At 62.6% G+C, this 22,980-nt stretch carries 15 protein-coding genes; 1 reads left to right on the forward strand and 14 read right to left on the reverse strand.

Translation table 11 applies throughout. The features are described 5' to 3' along the window. Window positions 1-10 precede the first annotated feature (10 nt). Window positions 11-1,474 (forward strand): peptide MFS transporter, encoded by a 1,464-nt coding sequence (locus tag QM732_RS19780; RefSeq protein WP_415657805.1) that lies wholly within the window; start codon window positions 11-13, stop codon window positions 1,472-1,474. Here the strand turns inward: QM732_RS19780 and QM732_RS19785 are convergent. From QM732_RS19785 to QM732_RS19850, 14 genes are all read right to left on the reverse strand, one after another. Beyond that, complete coding sequence (locus QM732_RS19785; protein WP_415657806.1) at window positions 1,463-1,663, reverse strand: hypothetical protein; 201 nt, start codon at window positions 1,661-1,663, stop codon at window positions 1,463-1,465. The two genes, QM732_RS19780 and QM732_RS19785, sit on opposite strands and share 12 nt — an antisense overlap. Before the next feature lie 338 nt (window positions 1,664-2,001). Further along, window positions 2,002-2,574, reverse strand: coding sequence for a hypothetical protein (locus tag QM732_RS19790; RefSeq protein ID WP_415657807.1), 573 nt, complete (start codon window positions 2,572-2,574; stop codon window positions 2,002-2,004). After that, window positions 2,571-3,413 carry a hypothetical protein gene (locus QM732_RS19795; protein WP_415657808.1) on the reverse strand — a complete coding sequence of 281 codons (843 nt, stop codon included), beginning with the start codon at window positions 3,411-3,413 and terminating at the stop codon, window positions 2,571-2,573. Before QM732_RS19795 ends, QM732_RS19790 begins: the two co-directional genes overlap by 4 nt. A gap of 10 nt (window positions 3,414-3,423) precedes the next feature. Further along, window positions 3,424-5,301, reverse strand: coding sequence for a GspE/PulE family protein (locus QM732_RS19800; protein WP_415657809.1), 1,878 nt, complete (start codon window positions 5,299-5,301; stop codon window positions 3,424-3,426). After that, window positions 5,298-6,524 carry a type II secretion system F family protein gene (locus tag QM732_RS19805; protein WP_415657810.1) on the reverse strand — a complete coding sequence of 409 codons (1,227 nt, stop codon included), beginning with the start codon at window positions 6,522-6,524 and terminating at the stop codon, window positions 5,298-5,300. Before QM732_RS19805 ends, QM732_RS19800 begins: the two co-directional genes overlap by 4 nt. A gap of 13 nt (window positions 6,525-6,537) precedes the next feature. Then, window positions 6,538-7,008 carry a type II secretion system major pseudopilin GspG gene (gene gspG / locus QM732_RS19810; RefSeq protein ID WP_415657811.1) on the reverse strand — a complete coding sequence of 157 codons (471 nt, stop codon included), beginning with the start codon at window positions 7,006-7,008 and terminating at the stop codon, window positions 6,538-6,540. After that, entirely contained in the window at window positions 7,005-7,466 is a 462-nt protein-coding gene (locus QM732_RS19815; protein ID WP_415657812.1) for a hypothetical protein, read from the reverse strand. The genes gspG and QM732_RS19815 overlap by 4 nt, the downstream gene beginning before the upstream one ends. A 28-nt stretch (window positions 7,467-7,494) precedes the next feature. Next, the gene (locus tag QM732_RS19820) at window positions 7,495-7,947 is read right to left on the reverse strand and encodes a type II secretion system protein (protein ID WP_415657813.1); all 453 of its coding nucleotides are present in this window, start codon (window positions 7,945-7,947) and stop codon (window positions 7,495-7,497) included. Beyond that, window positions 7,947-8,453, reverse strand: coding sequence for a prepilin-type N-terminal cleavage/methylation domain-containing protein (locus tag QM732_RS19825; protein WP_415657814.1), 507 nt, complete (start codon window positions 8,451-8,453; stop codon window positions 7,947-7,949). Before QM732_RS19825 ends, QM732_RS19820 begins: the two co-directional genes overlap by 1 nt. Beyond that, complete coding sequence (locus QM732_RS19830; protein ID WP_415657815.1) at window positions 8,450-10,834, reverse strand: hypothetical protein; 2,385 nt, start codon at window positions 10,832-10,834, stop codon at window positions 8,450-8,452. Before QM732_RS19830 ends, QM732_RS19825 begins: the two co-directional genes overlap by 4 nt. Next, entirely contained in the window at window positions 10,794-11,396 is a 603-nt protein-coding gene (locus QM732_RS19835) for a hypothetical protein (protein ID WP_415657816.1), read from the reverse strand. Before QM732_RS19835 ends, QM732_RS19830 begins: the two co-directional genes overlap by 41 nt. Then, window positions 11,393-11,887, reverse strand: a complete 495-nt coding sequence (locus tag QM732_RS19840) for a hypothetical protein (RefSeq protein ID WP_415657817.1) — start codon at window positions 11,885-11,887, stop codon at window positions 11,393-11,395. The genes QM732_RS19835 and QM732_RS19840 overlap by 4 nt, the downstream gene beginning before the upstream one ends. A gap of 649 nt (window positions 11,888-12,536) precedes the next feature. After that, entirely contained in the window at window positions 12,537-16,562 is a 4,026-nt protein-coding gene (locus tag QM732_RS19845; protein ID WP_415657818.1) for an RHS repeat domain-containing protein, read from the reverse strand. A 97-nt stretch (window positions 16,563-16,659) separates the two neighbouring features. Continuing rightward, complete coding sequence (locus QM732_RS19850; RefSeq protein WP_415657819.1) at window positions 16,660-22,812, reverse strand: FG-GAP-like repeat-containing protein; 6,153 nt, start codon at window positions 22,810-22,812, stop codon at window positions 16,660-16,662. Window positions 22,813-22,980: the final 168 nt, after the last annotated feature.

Consider the following 22,980-nt stretch of genomic DNA (forward strand, 5'->3'; position numbering starts at 1 on the left):
TCGCCGCCCCATGAGCCGACTCAGACAACTCCAGGCGCGCATTCCCGAAGGGTCTGCCGTGCTGTTCATGATCCAGGTCTTCGCGACGCTGGGCTTCGCGGTGCTGCAGTCCACGCTGGTGCTGTACGCCACCCGACGCATGGGCTTCAACAGCGAAGGCGCGGCCCTCATGATGGGTCTGTTCGGCGCCTTCAACTACGGGCTGCACCTGTTTGGCGGCTACCTGGGCGGGCGCTACTTGAGCAACCGCAACCTTTTCGTCGGCGGCATGGGGCTGCAGGTGCTGGGCTGTGGTGCCATCGCCGGTGGCAGCCTGGCCGGCCTGTACTGGGGCCTCGCGCTGTTCCTGACCGGCAGTGGCCTGAACGTGACCTGCCTGAACATGATGCTCACGCAGCGCTTCGCGCCGGAGGACGACCGCCGAGAGGCCGCCTTCCTGTGGAACTACGCCGGCATGAACGTGGGCTTCTTCATCGGCTTCACCGTGGCGGGCCACTATCAGCTGGACGAGCTGTACAGCACCATCTTCTGGTTCGCCACGCTGGGCAACGCGATGGCCATAGCCCTGGCGCTGGTGTTCTGGCGCACACTGGCGGACCGAGACACGCCGCTGTCGCAACGTCGTGGATCCAGCTTCTGGGGCCGCTTCGCCGTCGGCATCGCTGTGCTCGTTGGCTTGGTGCCGCTGCTGGCCTGGCTGCTGCAGCATCCTGGAGATACAGCCATCGGCATGAAGGCGCTGTGTGCGGCGGTGGGCATTGCGCTGGTCGTCATGACGGTGCGCCATCCGGTGGCCGCCGAGAAGCGCCGCATGCAGGCCTATCTCGTACTCACGCTGGGGTCGCTGGTGTTTTGGTCGCTCTACCAGATGGCGCCCAGCGGGCTGCAGATGTACGCGGTAGGCAACGTATGGATGAACATCGGCGGCGTGCCGATCGCGCCGCAATGGGTGCAGAACATCAACACGGTGGTCATCGTCATCGGCGGCCCCTGGCTGGCAGCCGTGTTCGCGCGCTGGCGCGCCAGGGGCTGGCCGGTGGACATCCCGATGCAGTTCTCGGCATCCCTCGTGCTGATGGGCCTGGGCTTCCTCGCACTGCCGCTGGGCATCCACCTTGCCGACCCGGTCTCCGGGCGTGCGGACTTCTTCTGGCTGTTCCTCAGCTACGTGCTGCAGTCGGTCGGCGAGCTGCTGATCTCGCCGGTGGGCTACGCCATGATCGGGCGGCTGGCGCCACGCCAGTACCAGGGCGTCATGATGGGCAGCTGGATGTTGGTGACGGGCCTTGCGTCGTTGTTCGCTGGCGACTTCTCGGGCGTCGTCGCGCAGCCGGTGGACGGCTCGCCGCTAAGCACTAACCCCGCCTATGCAACGCTGTTCACACAACTGGCGGTGGGGAGCCTCATCACCGGGGCCGTGATGTTCTGGCTGAGGCCCTGGTTGAGGCGATTGATCGACGGATCAGCGTCGTGAGCGCAAATAGGCGAGAACTCCCGCGGCAGAGTCGAACGGCGCCGGCGCATCGAAATTCAACACCTCCTCCAGCGCCTCGATGAGGGGGGGCTGGTGGTCTTCCGATGCAGGCGCCAGCGAGTAGACCCCGTTGGTGGCCTTGAAGAGGCCACGCCTGTTGGGCACCGAAAACTCGGCCTTCAACGGCATGCCCGCATCGTCCCAAAACAGCCAGACCGCCGCTTCGACATCCAGGCCCTCGCAGTGCCGAATGGCGTCGTCCTCCGAACCTGTGCGTTGACGCCATAAGTTGCAAGTCGATGCTCATATGAATCAACAACTTGGCGGCAATGCTCCCACCATAAGCCGCAAGCACCGTACCCCATAAGCTGCAAGTATCGACCGCAATTTACGCATAAGCTGCAAGCCTCGAATTGAGTGGGGGCAGACCACGCGCCGCTCGCCGACGGTGCCCTCTCACCACGTTGATGCCGTACCCGCCGGGCGGCCGAGCACCGCAAATCTTCAACTTCTTCGATAGCTGAGGATCACCTAAAGTTAATCTGAGCACGGTAGCTCAGCGAATGACCGCCCAAATCGAAGTTGCCGCTTGTGCTTGCCTCGGATCCGGTGATTTGTAAATCGCCTGATTTTTTCTTTACAGAGCTTACGGACTGCAGCTCCCATCGTGGTCGGGATTGCTGTGCCGCGAGTCCCTCGAGAAATAGCTGCAAGCTTTCAGCCGATGACGCCTCCACGACCACACTTCCCGTCCCTTCCAGTGCATTGATGTCGATCGAGGCAATTCGCGCCCCAGGCACATCAATGCGTTCGAGCACTCCTAGTGCAGCATCAAGCGGGAACTGCGCAATGGCCACCAACTCACTGATGGCTTCTGCATAACGCGGCGGGACAAGCTCGGCCTGCCTCCTTGCCTTCAGCAGGGCAATATTCACCTCCAGTTCCGCATTCGCGCGGGACAATTGCGCTGCTTCGGCCCTCACTTGCCAAGTTGCCCAACCCAGACAGGCAGCAACCATCATCAATATGGCGACACCTGCCCACAGGGCCGCCGCGCGCCACGGAAAGCGTGGTCGGAAGTCGATCTTCAGCGGTCTCACGCAACAACCTCCGTGATCCGCTCCAGATCGAGTGATTGCACGCTCAGCAGCGCTTGAAGGGGCACAGGCCCAACCGATACAAGCTCAGCGGAACCCGCTGAAACGTGAGGCTGCGTGGGCCGCTCCATGTCCATCTCACCAAAGCGCATAAGTACCGTGTTCATGGGCTCGACTTCCAGACCGGACACCAGGCGCATCACGGCATTGCGCTGCCCCGATGCATCCAGCGCACCGTCAACGGTCAGTGCAGCAGCGAACCCACTTGCCTGCCCATCGGACTCGGCCTCCGACTGAGGTGCGCCGGCCAGCAACGTGATGGCATCAGCGTCTTGCACAAGCAGAAGATCGAGTGGGTTCGATTCGACGCTGGAGGCTGACACCGACACCTCCAAGGCGAGCGACCAAACCGGCTGGATCGACGCCAGACGCATACGCCTCACTCGCCGCAACGCTGCCACAAGATCAGCCAAGTCCTTGTGGGTCAGCACCGCGCCGAACTGGTGTTTCCGGGCGCCGTCTGCGCCGCCCGACAGCAGCGGCGAAAGCCAGACCTGCAACGGCTCCGTGAGTCCGGTGCGCGCCTTGGCGGCCGCATCAATCGCAAGGCGCTGCTCAGCCTTGCGTAACGGCGGCAACTCCGGCAGCAGAAAGGGCCGGCAGATACCGCCAGTCAGGTAAACCGTGAGCGGCGTTCGCCTCCACCATTTGCCAGAAGCGCCGGTACGCAGCCATTCCGTCAGCGACCGCAGCGTGTCGGCTGGCGCGAGCCCCCATTCTGAATGCAGCAACTCATCGCCTCTGCAAACCGACCAGCTGGTCTTGCCCAGCAGCACATCCAAAGGGCGGACCTCAGTACCAGCCGACGACACGCTTGATCTCCTCCGTAGTTGTCAATCCGTCAGCGATCAGGCGAGCGCCCTGTTCGGCAAGGGACAGCACGCCTGCCTGCATCACGTGCTCTCTCAGTTGGGAAACCGGCGCATTCAACGTAACGAGGTCACGCAAACGATCGTCCACCCGGTGCACCTCCGCGATCACGAGCCGGCCCCGGTAGCCTGTTTGTCGACATTCAGTGCAACCCACACCGGCTGGCACGCGATCTAGCGGCCGCTTCATCAAGCCGAGCCACTCGGCTTCACGGGCATTGGGAACGCGTGTTGTAACGCAGTGCGGGCAAACGCGGCGCACAAGCCGTTGAACGATGACCCCGTTAAGCGCCGACATGAATCCGAACATGTCCAGGCCAAAGTGCTTGAACCGTCCGGTCACGTCAAACACGCTGTTCGCATGCACTGTCGTGAAGACTTGATGGCCCGTCAGCGCGGATTGCACAGCAATCTCGGCCGTCTCCGCATCTCGGATCTCACCGACCAGGATGCGATCCGGGTCATGACGCAAGATCGATCGCAGACCGCGCGCAAACGTCAGGCCCTTCTTCTCGTTAACTGGGATCTGGAGCACACCACTCAGTTCGTACTCCACGGGGTCTTCGATGGTAATGATCTTCTCGTCGCCGGTGTTCACCTCCGACAGGATCCCGTAGACCGTCGTCGTCTTACCGCTGCCCGTGGGTCCGGTAATCAGCATCATGCCGTGCGGCAGTTCAGACAAGTTCCGGATGGCTTGGACGCTCTGCTCATCGAAGCCGAGCAAGTCCAACGACACGGCGACATCCGTCGACCTCAGCTGGGCCTTGTCCAGCAATCTCAGGACGGCATCCTCGCCGAAGACGCTCGGCATGATCGACACGCGCAGATCCAGCTCGCCGCCGGCGAAGCGAAACCGGAATCGGCCATCTTGCGGCACACGCCGCTCAGTGATATCGAGTTGAGCCAGTACCTTAATTCTGGAGATCACTTCTTCGGCGCGCTGCATGCCCGCGATGGACGAGTGGTAGGTCATCACACCGTCCTGGCGCAGTTTGACCGTCATCCCCGCACGGCTGTACTCAAAGTGCACATCGCTGGCCCCAGCGAGGAAGGCGGAGTGGAGCGCCTGGTTCACGAAGGTGACGACCTCCGCCGGCTGGTGGTCTTCCTCCATGACCACAATGCCCTGATCAAAGCCGTACCCCTCCATGGCTTCGAGGCGGTCCATTTCGTCATCGCCGGGAGCCGCACGAATGCCGCGGCCGAACGGTGAAGAGGCGGACTCCCCGCCCTCCAAGGCTGCAGCGCGCCCAGCCGTCCTCCCAGTGGGCTCGCGCTCAAGAGCGTTCAGCTTCGCCGCCGCGGCATTGAGCCACGGCTGGAGCAGGCGCGCTGGCAGGGCCACAAAAGCCGCAAAGGTTTCAGCGCGGAGCGCAGCCGTCGCCTGCGCGCTGGCATCGGCATCCCATGGGTCGGCAGCGCCGACCCACAGCGCCTCGCTCCCTCCATGCTTCAAAGGCACCATCCCGACCGCTACCAGTTCACGTAGCGCAGGATGATTGAGCCACAGCTGATGGGCCTCATCATCGAAGGCCGCCTGAACGCCGCTCGCGGACAGCAACAGCGCCGCCAACTCCACGGGAGGCAGGTTCCTTGTGGGGTCGATGTCTTCCGCGTCCTGCGGCCCGAACAGCAGCAAGAGCCGATCCAACACCGTCTCACCCGGGTTGCGCTCTCGCCGGGCTTGTCTGATCGCTCGCCGAACCTCTGCCACGGTGACCTCACGCGGTGGCGCGGGCTGGTGCGCAGGGGTGCCCGCGTTCAGAGTGGCAAGGTCGAAGGCGCTCGTCTGGCTCATCGGATCGTGCTCGCAATATCGAACACCGGCATGTACATCAGCAGCACGACAGATCCCACGAGGGCGGACACCAGAAACAGCATGACCGGCTCCACAACCCTTGTGGCTCTCTCAACGAACAGGGTGAAGTTGGACGAATGCCGGTTCGCAATGACTTGAAGAATCTGATCAAAGTTGCCTGTCCGTTCACCCACCGCCAACAGCCTCGTCGTCACCTCATCGGTCAGGCCCGCAGCGCGCAACGAAGCCGATACGCGGCGCCCGTGAACCAGATCGCTGCGCACGGCGCGAAGCCTGAGCTGAAGTGCCGGATGGATCTGCAGACCTGCACACAACTCAATCGTCTCAGCCAACGCATATCCACCCCGGGTCATCAAGGCCATGGCCTGGTAAAGCTTGGCCAAGCTCAGCTCACGCAACTGTTGTTGCAGCAACGGAATGCGGTCGGCTATCCATTGAATGGCCAATGGCACCCAACCACGCCGCCACGCCCACAGCACACCCATGGCAAGCGCCGCAAACATCGCCATCGCCACAGGAAAATGATCGTGCAAAAGGCTGCTCGACTGCAGCAGGAGCTTCGTTGCTGGCCCGACGGAACCCGGTCGGTTGGCATACACCTGAGCGAAACGCGGGATGACGAACACCAGCAGGAAGAACGTGATCGTCATGCCCAGGCTGAAGACGAGCGTGGGGTAGATCGCCGCACTGATCACCTTGCGGCGCAGGTTGTCCAGCAGCTCGTGATACCGCAGGTAGTCATCCAGTGCATCGATCAGGTTGCTCGTACGCTCACTGGCCTTGACGCTAGCTGTCAGTACCGCAGGAAACGCACCGGTCGAGGCCATCGCGAGGGACAGCGACATGCCAGACTGCAGGCTGTGAACCAATTGCCGGTGCACCAGCCGACGAAAGCCACCAGGCGATTGGGCCCTGAGCGTGTCCAAGGCTTCGACGACGGTCATGCCAGCCGCGAGCAGAGTGCGCAACTCTCGGCACCACCAAGCCACGTCGAGCCGTTGGTCCTTGGAGCTTCCCGTTGTGAGCTTGGCCCCTGCCGCGTCCGCCACCTCACCGGCAGAGCCCTTCAGTGCGTTCAGCGCCAGGACTGTCAGCCCCTCGGACTCCAACTTCGAACGTGCCTCACGAGCCGAAGCAGCCGTGACCTGTCGCTCCTGGACCTGGCAGGAGTTCGGATCGAACAGCTTGGCGGTGAAGTCCATGCGCGGCGGAATTTCAGGGGCCAGAGTTCAGGAAAACTGCGCCGCCACTGCCGTCAGCCGCGCCCGTCTTGGACGGACCGGAGCTGTACAGGTCGTAGTCGCGCCCAGGCCGACCCGGGAACGCGTACTGGTAGGGCTGGCCCCAGGGGTCGTTGCCCACAGCACTCTGGAGGTAAGGGCCGGCCCACTGAGGCGCAGACGACGGGGCGATCGTCAGCGCCGCCAGACCTTCTTGCGTCGTAGGAAAGCGCTTGTTGTCGATCCGAAAGGCCTGCAAGGCCTTGTCGATGGCAGCCAACTGAGCGCGAGCCGCCGTGATTTCCGAGGTCGCCATCTGACCCAGCAGGCGAGGCGCCACGATGCCGGTCAGCAGGCCAATGATCAGAATGACCACCAGCATCTCCAGCAAGGTAAAGCCGCGCAACCGGCTTTGTGGGGCTGGCCGATCCCGCTGCAATTGCTGGTCAAGTTGAAAGCTTCTCATGGCGGGGCTCCTGTGATCGAAAGCGTGAAGTTGGTCAGTTTGGGGTCGGCAAGGAATAACCAGTCCGAGTAGCGCCGGGCATTGGCGACGGGGGCCAGAGGGGATGCGGGGCCAAGCGGCTGGGCGTAGTTGACGCTGAAGACCCCTACGATGCCGCCATTGCTGTCGAAGGCAAGCCCCCAGGGCTTGTCCGGCTGAAGCGGGTCTGGGTAGACCTTGCGCATGTGGCGTACCACGCCCGCAAAACGGGGATCTCGCGCCAGCCAATCCAGGGTCTTGGGATAGCGCTTGAGGTTGCCTGGCGCCGAGTCGTAGTAGCGCTGCAAGGCGGCCGCATACATGCGCCCCACGATCAGCAGCTCCTGTTCCTTGTCTCGTTGCACTTGCTTCGTATAGCGCGAGCCGACCAGAGACAGCCCAGCAGAAGCCAGCGCCACCATGCCCAGAACGACCAGCATGGTGAATCCATTCATACGGCGCTTCACTTCACCACGATGCATACGGCGTTCCATCAGAACCAAGGCCAGTCGCCGTTGAGTGAACGTCCCCGACGCCAGCCAGGGCAGCCCCCTCGGGCGCAGGCACCGTGGGCGGCATCCCAGACTGCCAGCTCACCAAGGCTGCCGTGGGCGGCGAAGTCAACCACGTCACAGCGCTGCCCGTCATCGGGTCGACGGGGATGCTCGACAGGTAGCCCAGGGCAACCAGTTCAGGCAGTGTCGATGGGTAGCGCCCCTTGTCCGCGGCGAACTTGTCGATGGCATCGCGCATCACCTTGAGGTCATGGCGAAGCGTGACCTCACGGCTGCGATCAATATGCTGGATGTAGCGAGGCGCCGCAACGCTCAACAGCAGGGCGATTGCCGTCATCACGACCAGTATCTCGATGACGGTAAAGCCGCTGAGCTGAACGCCTGGGCGTGAGGTGGTCATCTGCATTACCAGTCCTTCAGCCACGTTCCGTCCAGTGCCTGTTGCTGCGACAACGAGTAGACGTCATAGACATCTGCCCCCGGCATGGGCTTGCTGGCCTCTGAAAGGTAGCTACGCAAGCCCCATGTTTGCTCTGCAGGTAATTGGGGGTCTGCAAAAGGGTCGCGAGGTACTCGTCTCAAGAAGCGGATCATTTGCCCGCCGGAACTCGGGCGCGGGTCCGGCATGAGCTGTGTCAGTGCGATCAACGATGGCGGGCAGAGGGAAACGCCCTCCGTCGCAGCGCCAGAGCCGGCGCCACGAACCACTTGATAGGCGTCGATCGCCGCGCGAATCTCCCTCAGCGCGACCTTCAGCTCTTGCTCACGCTCCCGTTGAACTGCGATGCGAGCCAGCGGCATAGCCATCGATGCGAGGACCGCCATCACGGTCAGGACGACCAGGAGCTCTACAACGGTGAAGCCGTGCCCACGGCATCTCCGGTACCGGCGGTCTGAGGCGCAGCAGGTCATGGCAGCACCTTGACCACCAGCGGGGCAGGCAGCGGCTGAGCGGGCGCCGGCGCATCCAGGGATAGCGGTGTTGCGCGCGTCACGCGGATTTCTGCACCGTCGCTCGGGTCCAAGGCCTTCAACCGCAAGGTGGCCACCTTGCCTTGGCCTTGTGCGCCCGTGGCCTGGATCCGGATGACACCCAGCGTGACCCGGCCGGAGCTGGCGTCGATCGTCTTGGAAAACTTGGTCTCCGCATCGCCTTGCTTGAAGAAGGGCTCTTCCAGGGCGTCGACGAAGCCGAACCGGGTCGTGTCAAAGCTCACCTCCGCAGGCAACCCGCGCATGGGCGATGACGCCTCGAGGGTCAGCTGGACATCGAAGATCTGCCCCGACTTGACCTGGGCAGGTCCCATCAATTGCAGCTTGAACACGCCTCCAGGTGTCACGGGCTCGCCAGCGGGCGTTGAGGGCCTGGGTAATCCCGCCTGGCGTGCTTCCGCGCCCGGCTGCGCAGTGGCCTTGGGGGATGCCTCTTCCGCGGACGGCGCGACGTTGAACCCGCCATACGGCCGAAGTCGCGGCGACAACTCGGTGCCCACCCATGTTTCTGCCTCGTGGGCCAACGGTTGACGCACGTTTCGCAGGACGCGAGGCGTCACGGCCAGCACCAACTCTGTTTGGTTGTTGACGTCCTGATGGTCAGCAAAGAGCCTCCCGAGAATCGGAATCTCGCTCAGCCCAGGCCAGCCGGTCTTGCTGGATTCGCGATTGCGGCTCAAGAGGCCAGCCAGCAGTTGGGTTTCGCCATCCTTCAGGCGCAACACCGTCGTGGCGTTGCGAGTGCTGATTTGGTAAGCGGTGCTCCCGCCGCTTGATTTGACCGCCGCCCCTAGCGTGCTGACCTCGAGTGCCATCTTGATGGCCACCTCGTCGTTGGGAAAGATCGTGGGCTCCACATTGAGCTTGAGGCCGACGTCCTGGTAGCTGATGCTTTCTGATACGAAGCCGCCGGTCCCAATTGTTGAGGTGACCACCGGGATCTTGTCGCCGATCATGACGCTGGCCTTCTCGCGATTGCGAGCCCGCAGCTTCGGGTTGGCCAACGTAGTGACATCTCCCGTCGAACTCTTGGCGTTGACGGCGATGCCGCCAATGCTGGCTTGGACATGCCGGCTGTCCAGGTTGCGCAAAAGGTCGTACAGCGTGATGCCGGTCGCAGTCGATCCTGATGAGCCGCTGTTCGTCTGACCCGTGGTGATCGGCGTCGTCGGGAGCGGCGTGAGCGAAAAGGTTGTCGGCGGGCTCACGCCCAATTGCAGCAGCCGATTCGTTGTGACCTCAAGCACCTCGACATCGAGCAGCACCTCCGGCTCGTTCGCATCGAACACGGCCAGCAGCTTTTCGGCCAGCACGATGTTTTCTTTGGAATCCCTCAACGCCAAGACGTTCGATTTCTCATCTACATAGGGGTCCTTCACGCGCAGCATGGCCTTCAGAAAGTTGCTGGCGGCGCGCACGTCGACGTTGGCGAGATAGAACACCCGGACGACCTGCTCCTGGTGTTCCTTTTGCTTCTCAGGGGTGGCTGGGTAGATGAGAACGGTCTTGCTGTCGAGGACCTTCTTGGCGAGCTGATGGGTGTTGACCAGCAGGTCAAGCGCTTCCTCAACGGGTGTGTTCTTCAGAAAAACCGTGACCCGAATCTCGGGCTTCACAGCAGGGTCAAGCACGAAGTTCAGGCCACTGTTGCGAGACACCACATCCAACACCGTGCGCAAGCTGGCATCCCGGAAATCCAAAGAGATGGGGCGCTTCTCAGCCAACGACGATTGGGACGATGCGATTTCCTGTTCGCGCTGCTTGGCACGGAGCCCGCGCTGTGCGGCCAGAAGTCCTGCATGGGCAGGCGTGTCTCGCAAGGCCTGCTCGGCCAGCGCCAGTGCCTGGGCAGACTTTCCGGCTGAGGCTAGCGCATCGACTTGGTCCAACTTTTCCTTCTGCGTCACCGCTAGCGCGAGGCTGGTGAGGCGCTCTTGGACTCTGCTGTTGGCCGGATCCAGAGCCAGCGCACGCTGCAAGGCCTCACTGGCTTCTTGAAAACGGCCGGCGGACTCCGCGGCGCGGGCTTTGTCGATGAGTTCACCGATGAGCTGTGTCCGCAGAGAGAGCTCACCCACTTTCAGCGTGACGCTATCTGGCCGCTGCGATCGCGCGCGTGCTAGATCGGTCATGCCTTCCTCAAGCCGGCCCTCGGCGATTGCATCTTCGGCCAGGCGGCGCTGTCGTTGGTCCACGGCGCAGCCCGTGACCATCAACGCGCAAAGGCCTACGGTGACGAGGCGAAACGGTGTCTCAAGATCAGCGAGTCGCCTCATCGGATTCAGGAATGCGAATTTCAAAAGGCGTGCTCGTGGCGAGGTGCACGATGGTGATGTGGGACTTCTGGATGTCCGCAACGCTGAACCCGTCGTCGAGCGGGCTACCTCTGGACACGGTGACCTCCCTGTCACCCTTGGTGATCAATATGAGCCGCTTGCCATCGGGGTCTGTGAGTTGGCCCAGGTATCGATAGGTCATGGCGGGCACGACCACTGAAGCAGCAGCAGCCGCTGCTGGCACTAGAGGCGGCGCAGGCATTGCTGCGAAGGACGCAGCGGGCGGTTGAAAAGTACGGAAAGGATCACGGACAGCGCTGCTCAGCACCTGCCGCACCAGGGTGTCGGGCGCTTGCCCAATGGCCAGCGCCGTCTTGGCTGTTGAGCGCGAAGCGGCAGATTTTGCGACAGTGGCACTCCGCGTTGGCAGCGACTCACCAAGCCGGTCAACTAAAGCAATCCGCGCACGAGCCGACGCGGGAATCAGGGGCTGCGGCAGCGGTGATGGCATGCCATCCGTGAAGGCCAGCACCGCCATGGTCAGCAATACCACCCCGCCGAGCGACCAACGCAGACCAGTTCTCACTGCGTCGCCCTAGAGTGCGCTGGCTCGGCTGACTTCTCGATGCTCCATGCTTGCAGGCGGACCTGGGCGAGGACACTAGCGCCTTCTGCCTTCAATTCCAGGTGGGTCAGCCAAAGCTCGGGGGACTGAGCAAGCAGTTGGGCCAAGAAGCTTTTCACGTTCGGGTAGTTGCCACTCAATTGCAGATCCCAGATCTGCTGGTCGAGGCCGGCTACTAAGGCTCGACCGGCATCTTTGGAGGGTGCGAGGTTGATTAGCACGACGCCGTTTTCTGCAGCAAGCCGTTGAACCCTTATCAGAATAATGCCGGCATCTATCCGCTCGGGAAGTTGACTTGCCAAGCTACGCGTTAGCGACTGCCTAGACATCTCACCCTGCAGTTCCGACCGTTCAAGCGCCCAGCGTTGGAATTCAATTTCCTCGCGACCACGCGATTCATCCCACAAGGCAACACCAAGTAAGACGACCAAAGAGATATAGACGGCGAGCATAGAGGCCGCCAATCGTCGGCGTTGGACCGGCGGCAACAACCCAAACCGTGTGAAGGCTCGCTCCTCGGTTCGCCTCTTGATCGCGAGGAGCGCAAGTATATCTGGTCGCTTCACGCGCAAAGCATTAGGCATAAAGGGAAGTTTGTAGACAAAACAGCCTAAACGATTCGTGCAAATTTGCGCACAACATCCCTATCGCATTAATGCGAAGGCGAACAAACCAGTTCGAGGCCTATCTTGTCTACACCCGTCGCTTGCTCTTTGTTGAAAAACCTTACAGAAAACTCCTCAGCACCAACAGAATCAACGATGATATTTTCGCCGAGAATCCAAGAGTCTAAGACGGCGGCCGCCGCGGAATTCACGCGCGCCTCCATGAGACCGGATGCTGGAGCGTCGACCCGAGGAGACACGACGAATACCCGGGCAGCATGTCTGTGCCGCTTGTCACACAAAGCGTCAGCGCGATAAATCATACGCCTAATTGACTTTTGCTCATCGCGCTCGAGTCTTGAACTTCGTTCGCCAAAGCTGATGACAATGCGGTCAGTATACAAGATAGTATCTGCCCTCAAATCATGCGGCGCCAATAATGCCGCGGTTAGTAGCAAAAAAGATGGCAATGGAGCATTGATCATTACAAACCCCGCTACTTTAGGCGCTCGCGGATGACCGAATAGAACTTCTGTATGAATTTATCGGTTAGCTGCAACGCATGGCTTTCCCAAGGACGACTTGAATATGGCATAGCCTTTTCGGCCGCCGTCGCATTTGCAACCATCGCCTCATTTTCCGCAAAGGAATGTACGTATTCGTGAAATACGGTGCCCACCATTGTCACAAAGCCACCCGCAGGCTGGATGAATGTGGAAAACATCAAAGCTGTTCCGGGTCCGCCCCAGCCATATACCGCATGAACTCCTTCGCTAAATCTAGGATCTATGTCCTGCGGCTTCGCATCTATGTAACTATAGACCATTTCTGAAAACGACTCCGACGAGCACTGCTTGCACTGATCGATAAACATGGGGATCAACTCTGCAGTTAACTTAATCGTCTCTTGAAGTTGAGCTTTTGCGTTAGCCAACGAAAGTGGTGGGCCCTCCAATTCAGGAGGAGGTAGTTTGTAGTAGTAAGTCTTTTTTGATTGGGGTGAATCACCGTCCTCGAAGTACTTGCTGGCTATCGGCATCACTTTTTGCGCCGCCCAATTTCCAAGCCACGAGCCCGCAGCGTTTCCAGCGCCGTCCTGACAACGCCCTCCAGTAACCCTGCTCGCGACACACCCCGCTGCCGCTGAGGTCAAAAAGCCCGAAAAGCTAGTGCTGTCACCGCCGGCTCCCCAAGTGATGAGCCCCGCGACCGCACCTTGTCCACACTTTCCCCCGGCAGCAGCCGCATTTACGCACCCCGACGCCGCCGCATAGAAGCCTGCTTGCGCTGGCGTAAAGTCACCGCCGTACGCGGCTCCAATGTAAGACGTTGTACCGCCAACGATGGCACCCTTGAAGCCACCGGCTTGATACCCCTGGTAGGCACCAACCGCCGCAGCGCACCATGGGCCGCAGATGTATGCTGCAGCCGCTTTATAGAAGGCATTTCTGAACGACGTCCAGAAGCTCAATCCACTGGGATCAGTGCAAGTGAGTGGATTGTTAAAACAGTAGCCGTAACGGTTGTAGTTCTGCAGGTTAGAGGGATCCTGGATGAACGGGTCGGCCTGCAGGAAGACCCCCAAGTTGGCGTCGTACAGGCGGCCATTCATGTGCACGATGCCGACGTCGTCGAGTTGCTCGTGGCCCGTGTACCCGCGGTCTGTTCCCGCGTTTTGGTTGCTCACCCAATCCACGATCAGCGCACCGAACGGGTCGTAGGTGCCGCTGGTGTATCGCCGCTTGCCGAAGGGGTCGTAGGCGTACCGCTGGGTCACGGCGCCGGCGTGGTCGGTCGTCGTGATAAGGCTGCCCAGGTGGTCCTTGTGCCAGTACTCGACCTTCACGAAGGTGACGCTAGCCACGGTCGGCGGCGTGGTTTGGCTGGCGCTCAGGGTTGGCAGCGCGCCGGTGCGCACCAGCACGCCGATGACCTGGCCGCCCGCGCTCAGGTAGTGACGGTTGCTAACTGTGCCGTTGGGTGTGACCTCGCTCTCGAAGGCGAGTCCCCCTTTGTTGTCCGGGTGGTGATACCAGGTTGTGCGCGTGCCGCTGCTGTCCTGGTGGGTCTCCCGGATGCGAGCGTGGTTCTCGTCGTACTGCCAGCTGTACTTGGGCAGACCGTTCACGCCCTGCAGGCCAGCGCCGCCGTCAGGCAGGTTGAAGCTCGTGTAGCTCAGGCTGCGGTACTTGCCGGTGCTGGCGCTGATGAGGTTGCCGTTGGCGTCGTAGCCATAGGTGGTGTTGAGCACACCGGCCACGCTTTGCAGCGCGTGGGGATTGCTGCCCGCGCCGCCACCCTGGGCGTTGTAGGCGTAGTTCGCGACGTCGCTCTTGTAGAGCAGCATCCCCAGCGCGTTGTACTGGAGCGTCACACTGCGGCTGAGGTTGGGGATGGCTGGTGCGCTGACGGTGTAGCCGGTGAGGCGGTTCAGGCTGTCACCGTAGCTGAAGGTCTCGTTGACAGCGCCAGTGTTGCCGTCGCCGTTGTCGTCACGCCGGCTCTGCAGGTTGCTCAGGCTGTCCCAGGTGTAGGTCTGGGCGAGCACGTTGTTGTTGGCCCCTGCTGTCAGTGACGTGATGCGGCCGGTGGCAGCCTCGAAGGCCGCTCGGTTCACGATGCCGTTGCCGTAGAGCTGCTGCTCGACCTTGCCCCAGGCGCCCACCACTTGGGCTTGCCACAGCACCGTACCGGCCGCCAGACTGGTGCCGGCTGCGGCCTGCCCACTCGCGTTGGGGAGCGGCGCCACCGTGGCCGGGGTGTTGAGCTGGAGCTTTTCCAGGTAGCCCAACTGCGTGGTGTAGCTGTAGCCGACCTGCACACCCGTGGGGTAGGTCTGGGTCTGCACGCGTCCCTGGCCGTCGTAGCTGACGCTGCTGGCAAAGCTGGGGCCGTTGGTGATGCTGGTGCGGCTGCTGGTGGGCCGCCCCAGGTTGTCGTACACGTACTGGCGACTCACCCCGTTGCTGGTGCCACTCTGGCAGAGCTTGCCCTTGCCTTGGTTGGCATTGGCGTTCATGCAGGAGCTGCCATCGGCATTGGTGTCGTAGCGCCAGGTGCTGATGTACTCGGGCTCGCCGCGGCTGGTCAGGCGCCCCAGCACGTCGTAGACCATGGTGGTCTCAGACCCCTGGGCCAGCTGGTTGGGGCTTTGCTGCCAGACGAGTTGGCCCAAGGCGTCGTAGTCGTAGTTCCAGGTGCCGGTGTCAGGGTCCTGGAGCTTGGTCTTGCGGCCGCGGTAGTCGTAGGTCAGGGTGGTGAGATTGCCCAGCGCATCCTTGGTCTGCACGAGGTTGCCAAAGGCATCGCGTTGGTGGATGAGCGTGGCACCACTGGCATCCGTCACGCGCACCAGCTCGCCCAGCGCGTTCTTGTCTTCCTTGCGGGTCTGGCCCTTGTCGTTGGTGGTGGTGGTGGCCAGGCCGCTGTAGGCGTAGGTGGTCTGCGCCACACGCCGGCTGCCATAGTTGCCGATGCTCTGGGTCCCCGCTGCGCCGTTGGGGTCGGCCACATAGACGGTGGTGGGGCGCCCCAGCACGTCCACCACGATCTGGCTCAGGCCGACGTCGTTGCCGCCACTGGTGGTCGAGCTGCCGCGGCCTGCGAAGTAGGCTTGGGTCTCAATGCTCTTGGCGCCGTAGGGGCTGTAGACGGTGTCTTTGTAGACGAGTGCACCGGCCTTGCCCGAGGCCTGGGCCGAGCCGTCGAAGGCTTGCGTGACGCTGCGCACGTCCCGACCCATGCGGTCTTTGTAGACGCGCACGAAGGGGCCGATCGTGTTGTTGCTCGAATCCCAGGGCTCGGTGTGCACGAACGCCACGGCGTCAGCCGGCGCATCGGCGCTGCCATTGGGACAGCTCAGCGGGTCACCGTTGGACGCACTGCTGTTGGCCGTGGTGTCCAGGCCAAGCCCGCCCAGCGTGCAGTAGGCCGTGACGGTACGGGTGCCATCGGCACGGGTCTCCTGCGTCACACGGCCGAAGTCGTCGACCTTCCAGTTGGTGGTGAGCTGGTTGGGACCCGTCAGGCTCAGGGGCGCGCCGTACCGCGGGTCGTAGGTCTTGGTCTCGGTGTGGTTCAGTGCATTGGCACTGCTGGAGGGGAATAGGCCCGCAGGCACAGCCACGTTGATCGTGCCGCCGCTGACGACGATGGGCTGGCTGGTCACCGCGGCAAAGGTGCTGGTGCTCGTGCGCGTGGTGAACAGCGCCCGACCCGTGGCACCGACGCAGTTGGCCGTCGTGGCGCTGGTCTTGTTGCCGTAGGCGTCGTAGTCGTAGGTCGTGATCACGCACAGCTGCGCGTTGTTCGGCTCAATCGTCTCGCTCTTGAGCAGCCCCGCCTTGGCGCCATCGCCCACGCCGTAGTACACAAAACTGCTCGTGCGGCTGTAGCTGTAGATGTTTGAGGGAACTTGTGCCGAGGCATGAGCCACGAAAAGCAGCACAACCAATCCAAGCAACGAGGATCGCCACAGGAACCTGACGCCCTGGTTTATGGTGCCGCAGTAATTTCTGCTCATCTTTGCCTTCTCCCTGCTTCTCCGCCATTGCCGTCGGAATCTGCGCTGCTTCGTGGCTCTCTTGGCTCGCTCACCTGGCGATCTGCCTCACGCTTGCTCAGTTGCACATGCTGTTTGCCGGCGCATCCCGGTTCAATGAACTGCCCACAGTAGAGCCGGCGGCAGTCGACAACACAGGGGCAACGCTGTAGTTGTTCTGCGTGCAATCCGAAGCCGGTGCATACACGATCACTGTGCAACTGCCACCCGGGGCTACGGTGCCATTCACCGAACAGGTGCCGCCGTTGAGCCCGGCCCCCATCGGATCTCCATTCCATCCGAACTGCAGACGCAACCCGGTGATGGTCTGCACAGTCGAGTTAGGGTTGCTGAATGTCCAGGTTGTCGCCGAAGGACCTGAAACCGAAAAAGGCACAGAGACGGCTGCGTTCACTGTGAGGTTGGCCGAGCCGGTCGCGGTAGTGCCGGCCGCATTGGCGGCCGTCACTGTGCAAGTCGCCGTGCCCGCGCTGCTGGTGCCCACGCTGATGGAGCCGCTCGTGCCAGACCCAGTCGCCGTGGCGCCGGCGCCAGAACAGCTCACGCTGGCCGAGGCGGCGTTGGCAGTGCTCCAGCTGAAGATTGGCGCATCGCCTGCCGTCACGGGATTCGCGCTGAACGATGCGCTGCTCACGCTCGGAGCTGCAACCACATTGATGCTTGCGCTCGTCGTGGTCGTAGCCCCTGCTGCGTTGTAGCTGGTGATCGTGCAGCTGCCCAAACCCGTACCGGACGTCTGTGTATTTGACGGACTGCAAACCTGACCATTCTGGACACTGTCCCAACCGTAGGTGTACTGCGACGTGCAGCTGACCGTCGTGCGCGTGGTGTTCGCCGAGTTCCAGCACAGCTGCGACGTCCCCCCTGAAGTCACCGTCGCCGGGCTGAAGCCAGCACCGGTCGTGCTCGGCGCGAGCACCACCTCGATGGTGCTGGAGCCCGTGGTGGTCCCACCAGCGCCGGTTGCCGTCACGATGCAGGTGCCCGTCCCAGCGCTGGAGCCCGCCGTCGTCGTGAAGCTGCCGCCCGTGGCCGTGCCGCTACCGCTGCCACTGATCGCGCCGCTGCAGCTGGCCGAACTGCTGGTTGCGTTGCTCACGCTCCAGCTGAACGTCGAGGAGCCACCCGCGGTGACGTTGGCCGCGCTAAAGCCCTTGCTACTGATGCTTGGTGCCGTGGCAGGATTCACCGTGAGGTTGGCCGAGCCGGTCGCGGTAGTGCCGGCCGCATTGGCAGCCGTCACCGTGCAAGTCGCCGTGCCCGCACTGCTGGTGCCCACGCTGATGGAGCCGCTCGTGCCAGACCCAGTCGCCGTGGCGCCGGCGCCAGAACAGCTCACGCTGGCCGAGGCGGCGTTGACAGTGCTCCAGCTGAAGATTGGCGCATCGCCTGCCGTCACGGGATTCGCGCTGAACGATGCGCTGCTCACGCTCGGAGCTGCAACCACATTGATGCTTGCGCTCGTCGTGGTCGTAGCCCCTGCTGCGTTGTAGCTGGTGATCGTGCAGCTGCCCAAACCCGTACCGAACGTCTGTGTATTTGACGGACTGCAAACCTGACCATTCTGGACACTGTCCCAACCGTAGGTGTACTGCGACGTGCAGCTGACCGTCGTGCGCGTGGTGTTCGCCGAGTTCCAGCACAGCTGCGACGTCCCCCCTGAAGTCACCGTCGCCGGGCTGAAGCCAGCACCGGTCGTGCTCGGCGCGAGCACCACCTCGATGGTGCTGGAGCCCGTGGTGGTCCCACCAGCGCCGGTTGCCGTCACGATGCAGGTGCCCGTCCCAGCGCTGGAGCCCGCCGTCGTCGTGAAGCTGCCGCCCGTGGCCGTGCCGCTACCGCTGCCACTGATCGCGCCGCTGCAGCTGGCCGAACTGCTGGTTGCGTTGCTCACGCTCCAGCTGAACGTCGAGGAGCCACCCGCGGTGACGTTGGCCGCGCTGAAGCCCTTGCTACTGATGCTTGGTGCCGTGGCAGGATTCACCGTGAGGTTGGCCGAGCCGGTCGCGGTAGTACCGGCCGCATCGGCAGCCGTCACCGTGCAAGTCGCCGTGCCCGCGCTGCTGGTGCCCACGCTGATGGAACCGCTCGTGCCAGACCCAGTCGCCGTGGCGCCAGCGCCAGAACAGCTCACGCTGGCCGAGGCGGCGTTGGCAGTGTTCCAGCTGAAGCTGCTGCTGGTGCCTGCCGAGACGCTGGCCGGGCTGAAGCTGGCGGAGGTGACGCTCACGTTACCTGCTGGCGCGATCGCGAGGTCGGCGCTGCCGCTGACCATGGCGCCGCTGGCGCCGGTGGCGATGACGGTGCAATTGGCGGCTGTGGTGGCCACCGTGGTCCCGACCGTGATGTTGCCGGCAGTGCCTGTGGCAGTGCCGGTCACCGTCACGCCGGTGCCTGCGCAACTCACGCTGGCCGACGCGGCGTTGGTCGTGCTCCAGTTGAAGGTGCTGCTGGTGCCGGCTGTAACAGTTGCGGGACTGAAGCTCGCGGCGCTCACGCCCAACCCGTTGGGGGCGGTGACCGTCAACGGTACGCTGGTGCTGGTGATGGTAGCGCCCGCGCTGGAGACCGTGAAGTAGCCCGTGTAGGCGCCTGCAACAGCCGATGTCTGCATCGTGACCGTGCCACAGTTCGTGGTGTTAGCTGCACAGCTGGCCGGCCCGTTGATGACCAGGGCTGCCGAGCTCGTCGCATAGCTCAGGTTGGTGGCATTGGCGGTGCCGCTGTTACCCAGTTGGCACTGGTACGAAGCCGCCACTGGGCTGAGTGTCGGTGTGGTGCTGGAGCAGTTGCTCAGCACCAGGTTCAGCGGGCTGCTGACGGCAGGCCCCGAGCCCGAGGTCGCACTCGCATACGGGCCGGTGCCAGCGCTGCTGGGGATGCTGGCCAAGCTGTTGGGCACGGTGTTCGTGACGGTAGCCTGGTTCAGGCGCCCGAGGATCCAGTAGCAGGTCTGGTAGTTGCTGCAGCTGGTGTTGTCCGTGTAGTAGGTGTTGCTCACCGACTTGGTGAAGGTCTGCGCAACACCGGCAGTCGTCCCAGTCGTGGTGACGCTGATGGTGGCCGGATCACCTGTGCCATTAAAGACGTTCTGGGTGACCACGGTGGGCAGTGCCACGCCGGCCAGATCCTGGCCGCCCTCGGTACTCTGATACAGATACGGTCGGGCGACCTTGCCGATCGCAGGGCAGTTGGCGCTGGCAGATGCAGCAGCGGCGTTGCCTTGATCGCAGTAGGCGTTGCTTGTGGTGCTGAGCAAGGTCGACGCGGAGATGGCGTTAAGCTTGCTGCGGTAGGTCGAGGTGCTGGCTGCGACACCGGTGTAGGGGTGGGTCTGTACGTAGGTCGTGTCCACTGTCAACGGCGTGCCGTCGGCGCCCGTGCGCTGGCGCAGCACTTCACGAAAGCCCAGCATGCCGCGGCCTTTGCGATCTGCCTTTAAGCCTCGGTAGCTCATCTCCGTGGTGACGGTGCTGCTGCCCACCCCGGTGTCGTCCACCTGCGTGGCCACAACGTACATGGGCATGCTCAGATCGACGGCGTCGGTCACGGCATACGCGGATTGGCCCAGATCGCTCTGGTAGCGAAGGCCGAGGTTGAGGTCACTCGCCGAGTTGGCAGGGAGCGCCCCGGCCGCGGCCGAGTTGCTCAGTGGGACGTAGTACAGCCGGGACGTGAGCCCTGAGGGACCTGTGACGCTGACCAGCAGATCGGGAGGCGTCGGATCGGTTTTGACGAAGAGCCGGTTGGTGGCGGTGCCGCCCACTGTCTGCAGTCGCAGGATCTCCACGGAGCCGCGGCCCGTGAAGTCGCCCAGCAGCGCATTGGCCGTGCCATTGCTGTTCTGCAGCTGGACACCGGTCAAACTGAAGTTGGCAACCGTGGCAAAGCTGCCGTCTCCGTTGCTCAAGTAAAGGGCATTCTGCGTCGCGTCGTCTTTCCAGCGCAGAATGTCCTGTCGGCCATCACCGTTGAAGTCGGCAATGATGGTGCCTACGCTTTGTGGGAACGGAAACGCATTGCTCGTCACGAGCAACTCTTGCCCTGCAGAGGTCAGATTGAAGGAGGCTGTGTTGGATGGAACGAGCGTACCGTCGCCGACCGTCAGTGTTTGCACACTCGGGGTTGCCCATCCGTAAATGCAATCTCCGCGACCGTCACCGTTGAAATCGATCGCAGTGGCACATCCAGCAGTGCTGGCATCAACAGACGGCGCGGCAAAGTCTCCGTTTCCTTGGGATGTCCACAAGCCGGTGCCAACCAACAAATCGGCCAAGCCATCGCCATTGACATCGAGCACGTAAGGCTTGCGGAAGTAGTCGTAGTAGCCCCTCGCAGGGGCGCCGTAGACGCTGTGGTGCGCCAGGTTGGTGGTCGTCAACTCGGTGAAGACACCGGATGCGCTGCCCAGATACACGCGCGTGCAAATGATGCTGGCGCACTGCGTGGCTTCACTCGGGATGGTCATCGTCCGGCTGTAGCCGGGCAACTGCGTAGTGACAATGTCCAGGTAGCCATCGCCGTTGACGTCGATCAGGTGGAAGTTGGCGCCGGGCGTCTGGACCGTGCCCAGGTAGGTGTCTCCGGGTTCCTGACAACCCGGGACGTAGTTCGTCGAGGCTGGAGACGAGCAGTTGAACTGGCGCGTCTTGACGCTTGCGGTTTGTGTGAAGTCAATGCCGCTGGGCAAGCTCACGCTGGTAAAGCTGCCGTCGGGCTTGCCCAGATACAGGTACTGCGTGAGCGGCGTGCCGCACGACACATTGGTATTGCTGGTGGAGGTGGCTCGCATCACCCGCAGCAGATCGGTAATGCCGTCCCCGTTGAAGTCCGCCGCAATCGTGTAGTAGCAGCCGTCGCTCTTGAAGAGATTGACTGTCTTGATATTGAACGCCGACGATGTCGAGAAACTGCCATCACCATTGCTGGTGTAGAGCTTGTTGTTGGACGGGGTGTCTGACCAATAAAGGATGTCGGTCTTGCCGTCACCGTTGAAGTCACCGGTCAATGCGCCATAAGTGCCGTTGCCGAGCAGATCCTGCGTTGCCAGGTTGCTGGAGGCGAAAGTGGAATTGGGCTGGTAGCCGTCACTGGTGCCCGCGGTGTAGGTGAGGTTGGTGGCCGGCAGGCACCGTGTGCTGCTCGGGCCGCCGGCGCAGTCCTGGATCTTGACGATCCGGCTTCGCCCGGTCACCGGGCCGTAGTCATACGTCAGCTGTGTGGTGCGAACCGCCGTGCCGCCATTCGCCCCCAACGCCGTGGTCGGACTGTTGACGTAGGTTGTGATCGACTTCAGGCGGCGCAAGCTGACGTTCTTGCGGCCTTGCTGGTAAGCCTCGGATTTGTCTGTACGTGCGTCGTTCCCCTGCGTATCCAAGTCGTAGTTGAAGACGACTTTGTTCCCGCTGTACTGAACCTCTCGGATGTTCCATTCGTGCCCAGCCGTGGGCGAGCCAGATGTGGGCCCACTCCCCCAGGGCACGTCTCGTTGCTCGTACTTGAAGTCGATGGCATTGCCCAGGGTGTCGCTGATGCGCGCCACAGCCCAGGCCATGGGCGCCTTGCCAGGTGGCGCAATCAGACCCGTTGTCGCTGCGGGACTGGCCGAGGCGTCACCGTATTCGTAGACCAGGCCGGCTTTGGTCCACACCTTGAAGTAGGCCGGCCCGCTTGCGCCAGTCGAGTCGCCATTGGCATAGCCGTACGCGCGGATGCGCGCGTACATGTCCTTCTCCGTACGGAACTCCCGATAGACATTGGCTCCCAGGCCTTGGGCATCATTGACCTGTGCCGTGACCGGCACGCCCACCGCGTTGCTGCCACCGATGGGCGTTGCGCTCCCGGCTTCATCGGTCTGAATCAGCCGCTGCCCGTCCAGGCACAACTTATCGCTTGCGACATAGGCAACCCCAGCCGTCTTGCCGTCTTGCGCCAGCGTCGCCGCGCACCGCGTGATCACGGACAAGCCCTGAACACTCCAACCATGCCCGAGGGGACCGTTCACGCCACCGCCCGCATAAAGCAGGCTGAGCTTGGGCGTCATCCCCCCAACACCGGGCGGCACCGCAATGGCTTGGCTGTAACTCGGCGTCCCGCCGTCCCCCACGGCCACCTGGGCCACGGCGCCCGGCCCCGCGACCAAACCACTCAACAAAACGGCAGAACACACCAGTCCACGGCGCACGAATCGCGCCAGGCGTCGCTTGGGCATCTCAACTCCCTCGGCTTCGTGCATAGCTGAGATGAGTTCACCTCCGCCTAGGCATCGACTTATTGCGGATCATGCTAACCAGATTTTCAGTGAGACGCATGTGCTCCATACATGGGAGATTTCACCTACTCACCAGGGAACTACCTAGTCAGGCCTGCAAAACGCCTG

The sequence above is a fragment of the Roseateles sp. genome (genome assembly GCF_047654805.1).
Lineage (GTDB): Bacteria > Pseudomonadota > Gammaproteobacteria > Burkholderiales > Burkholderiaceae_C > Pelomonas.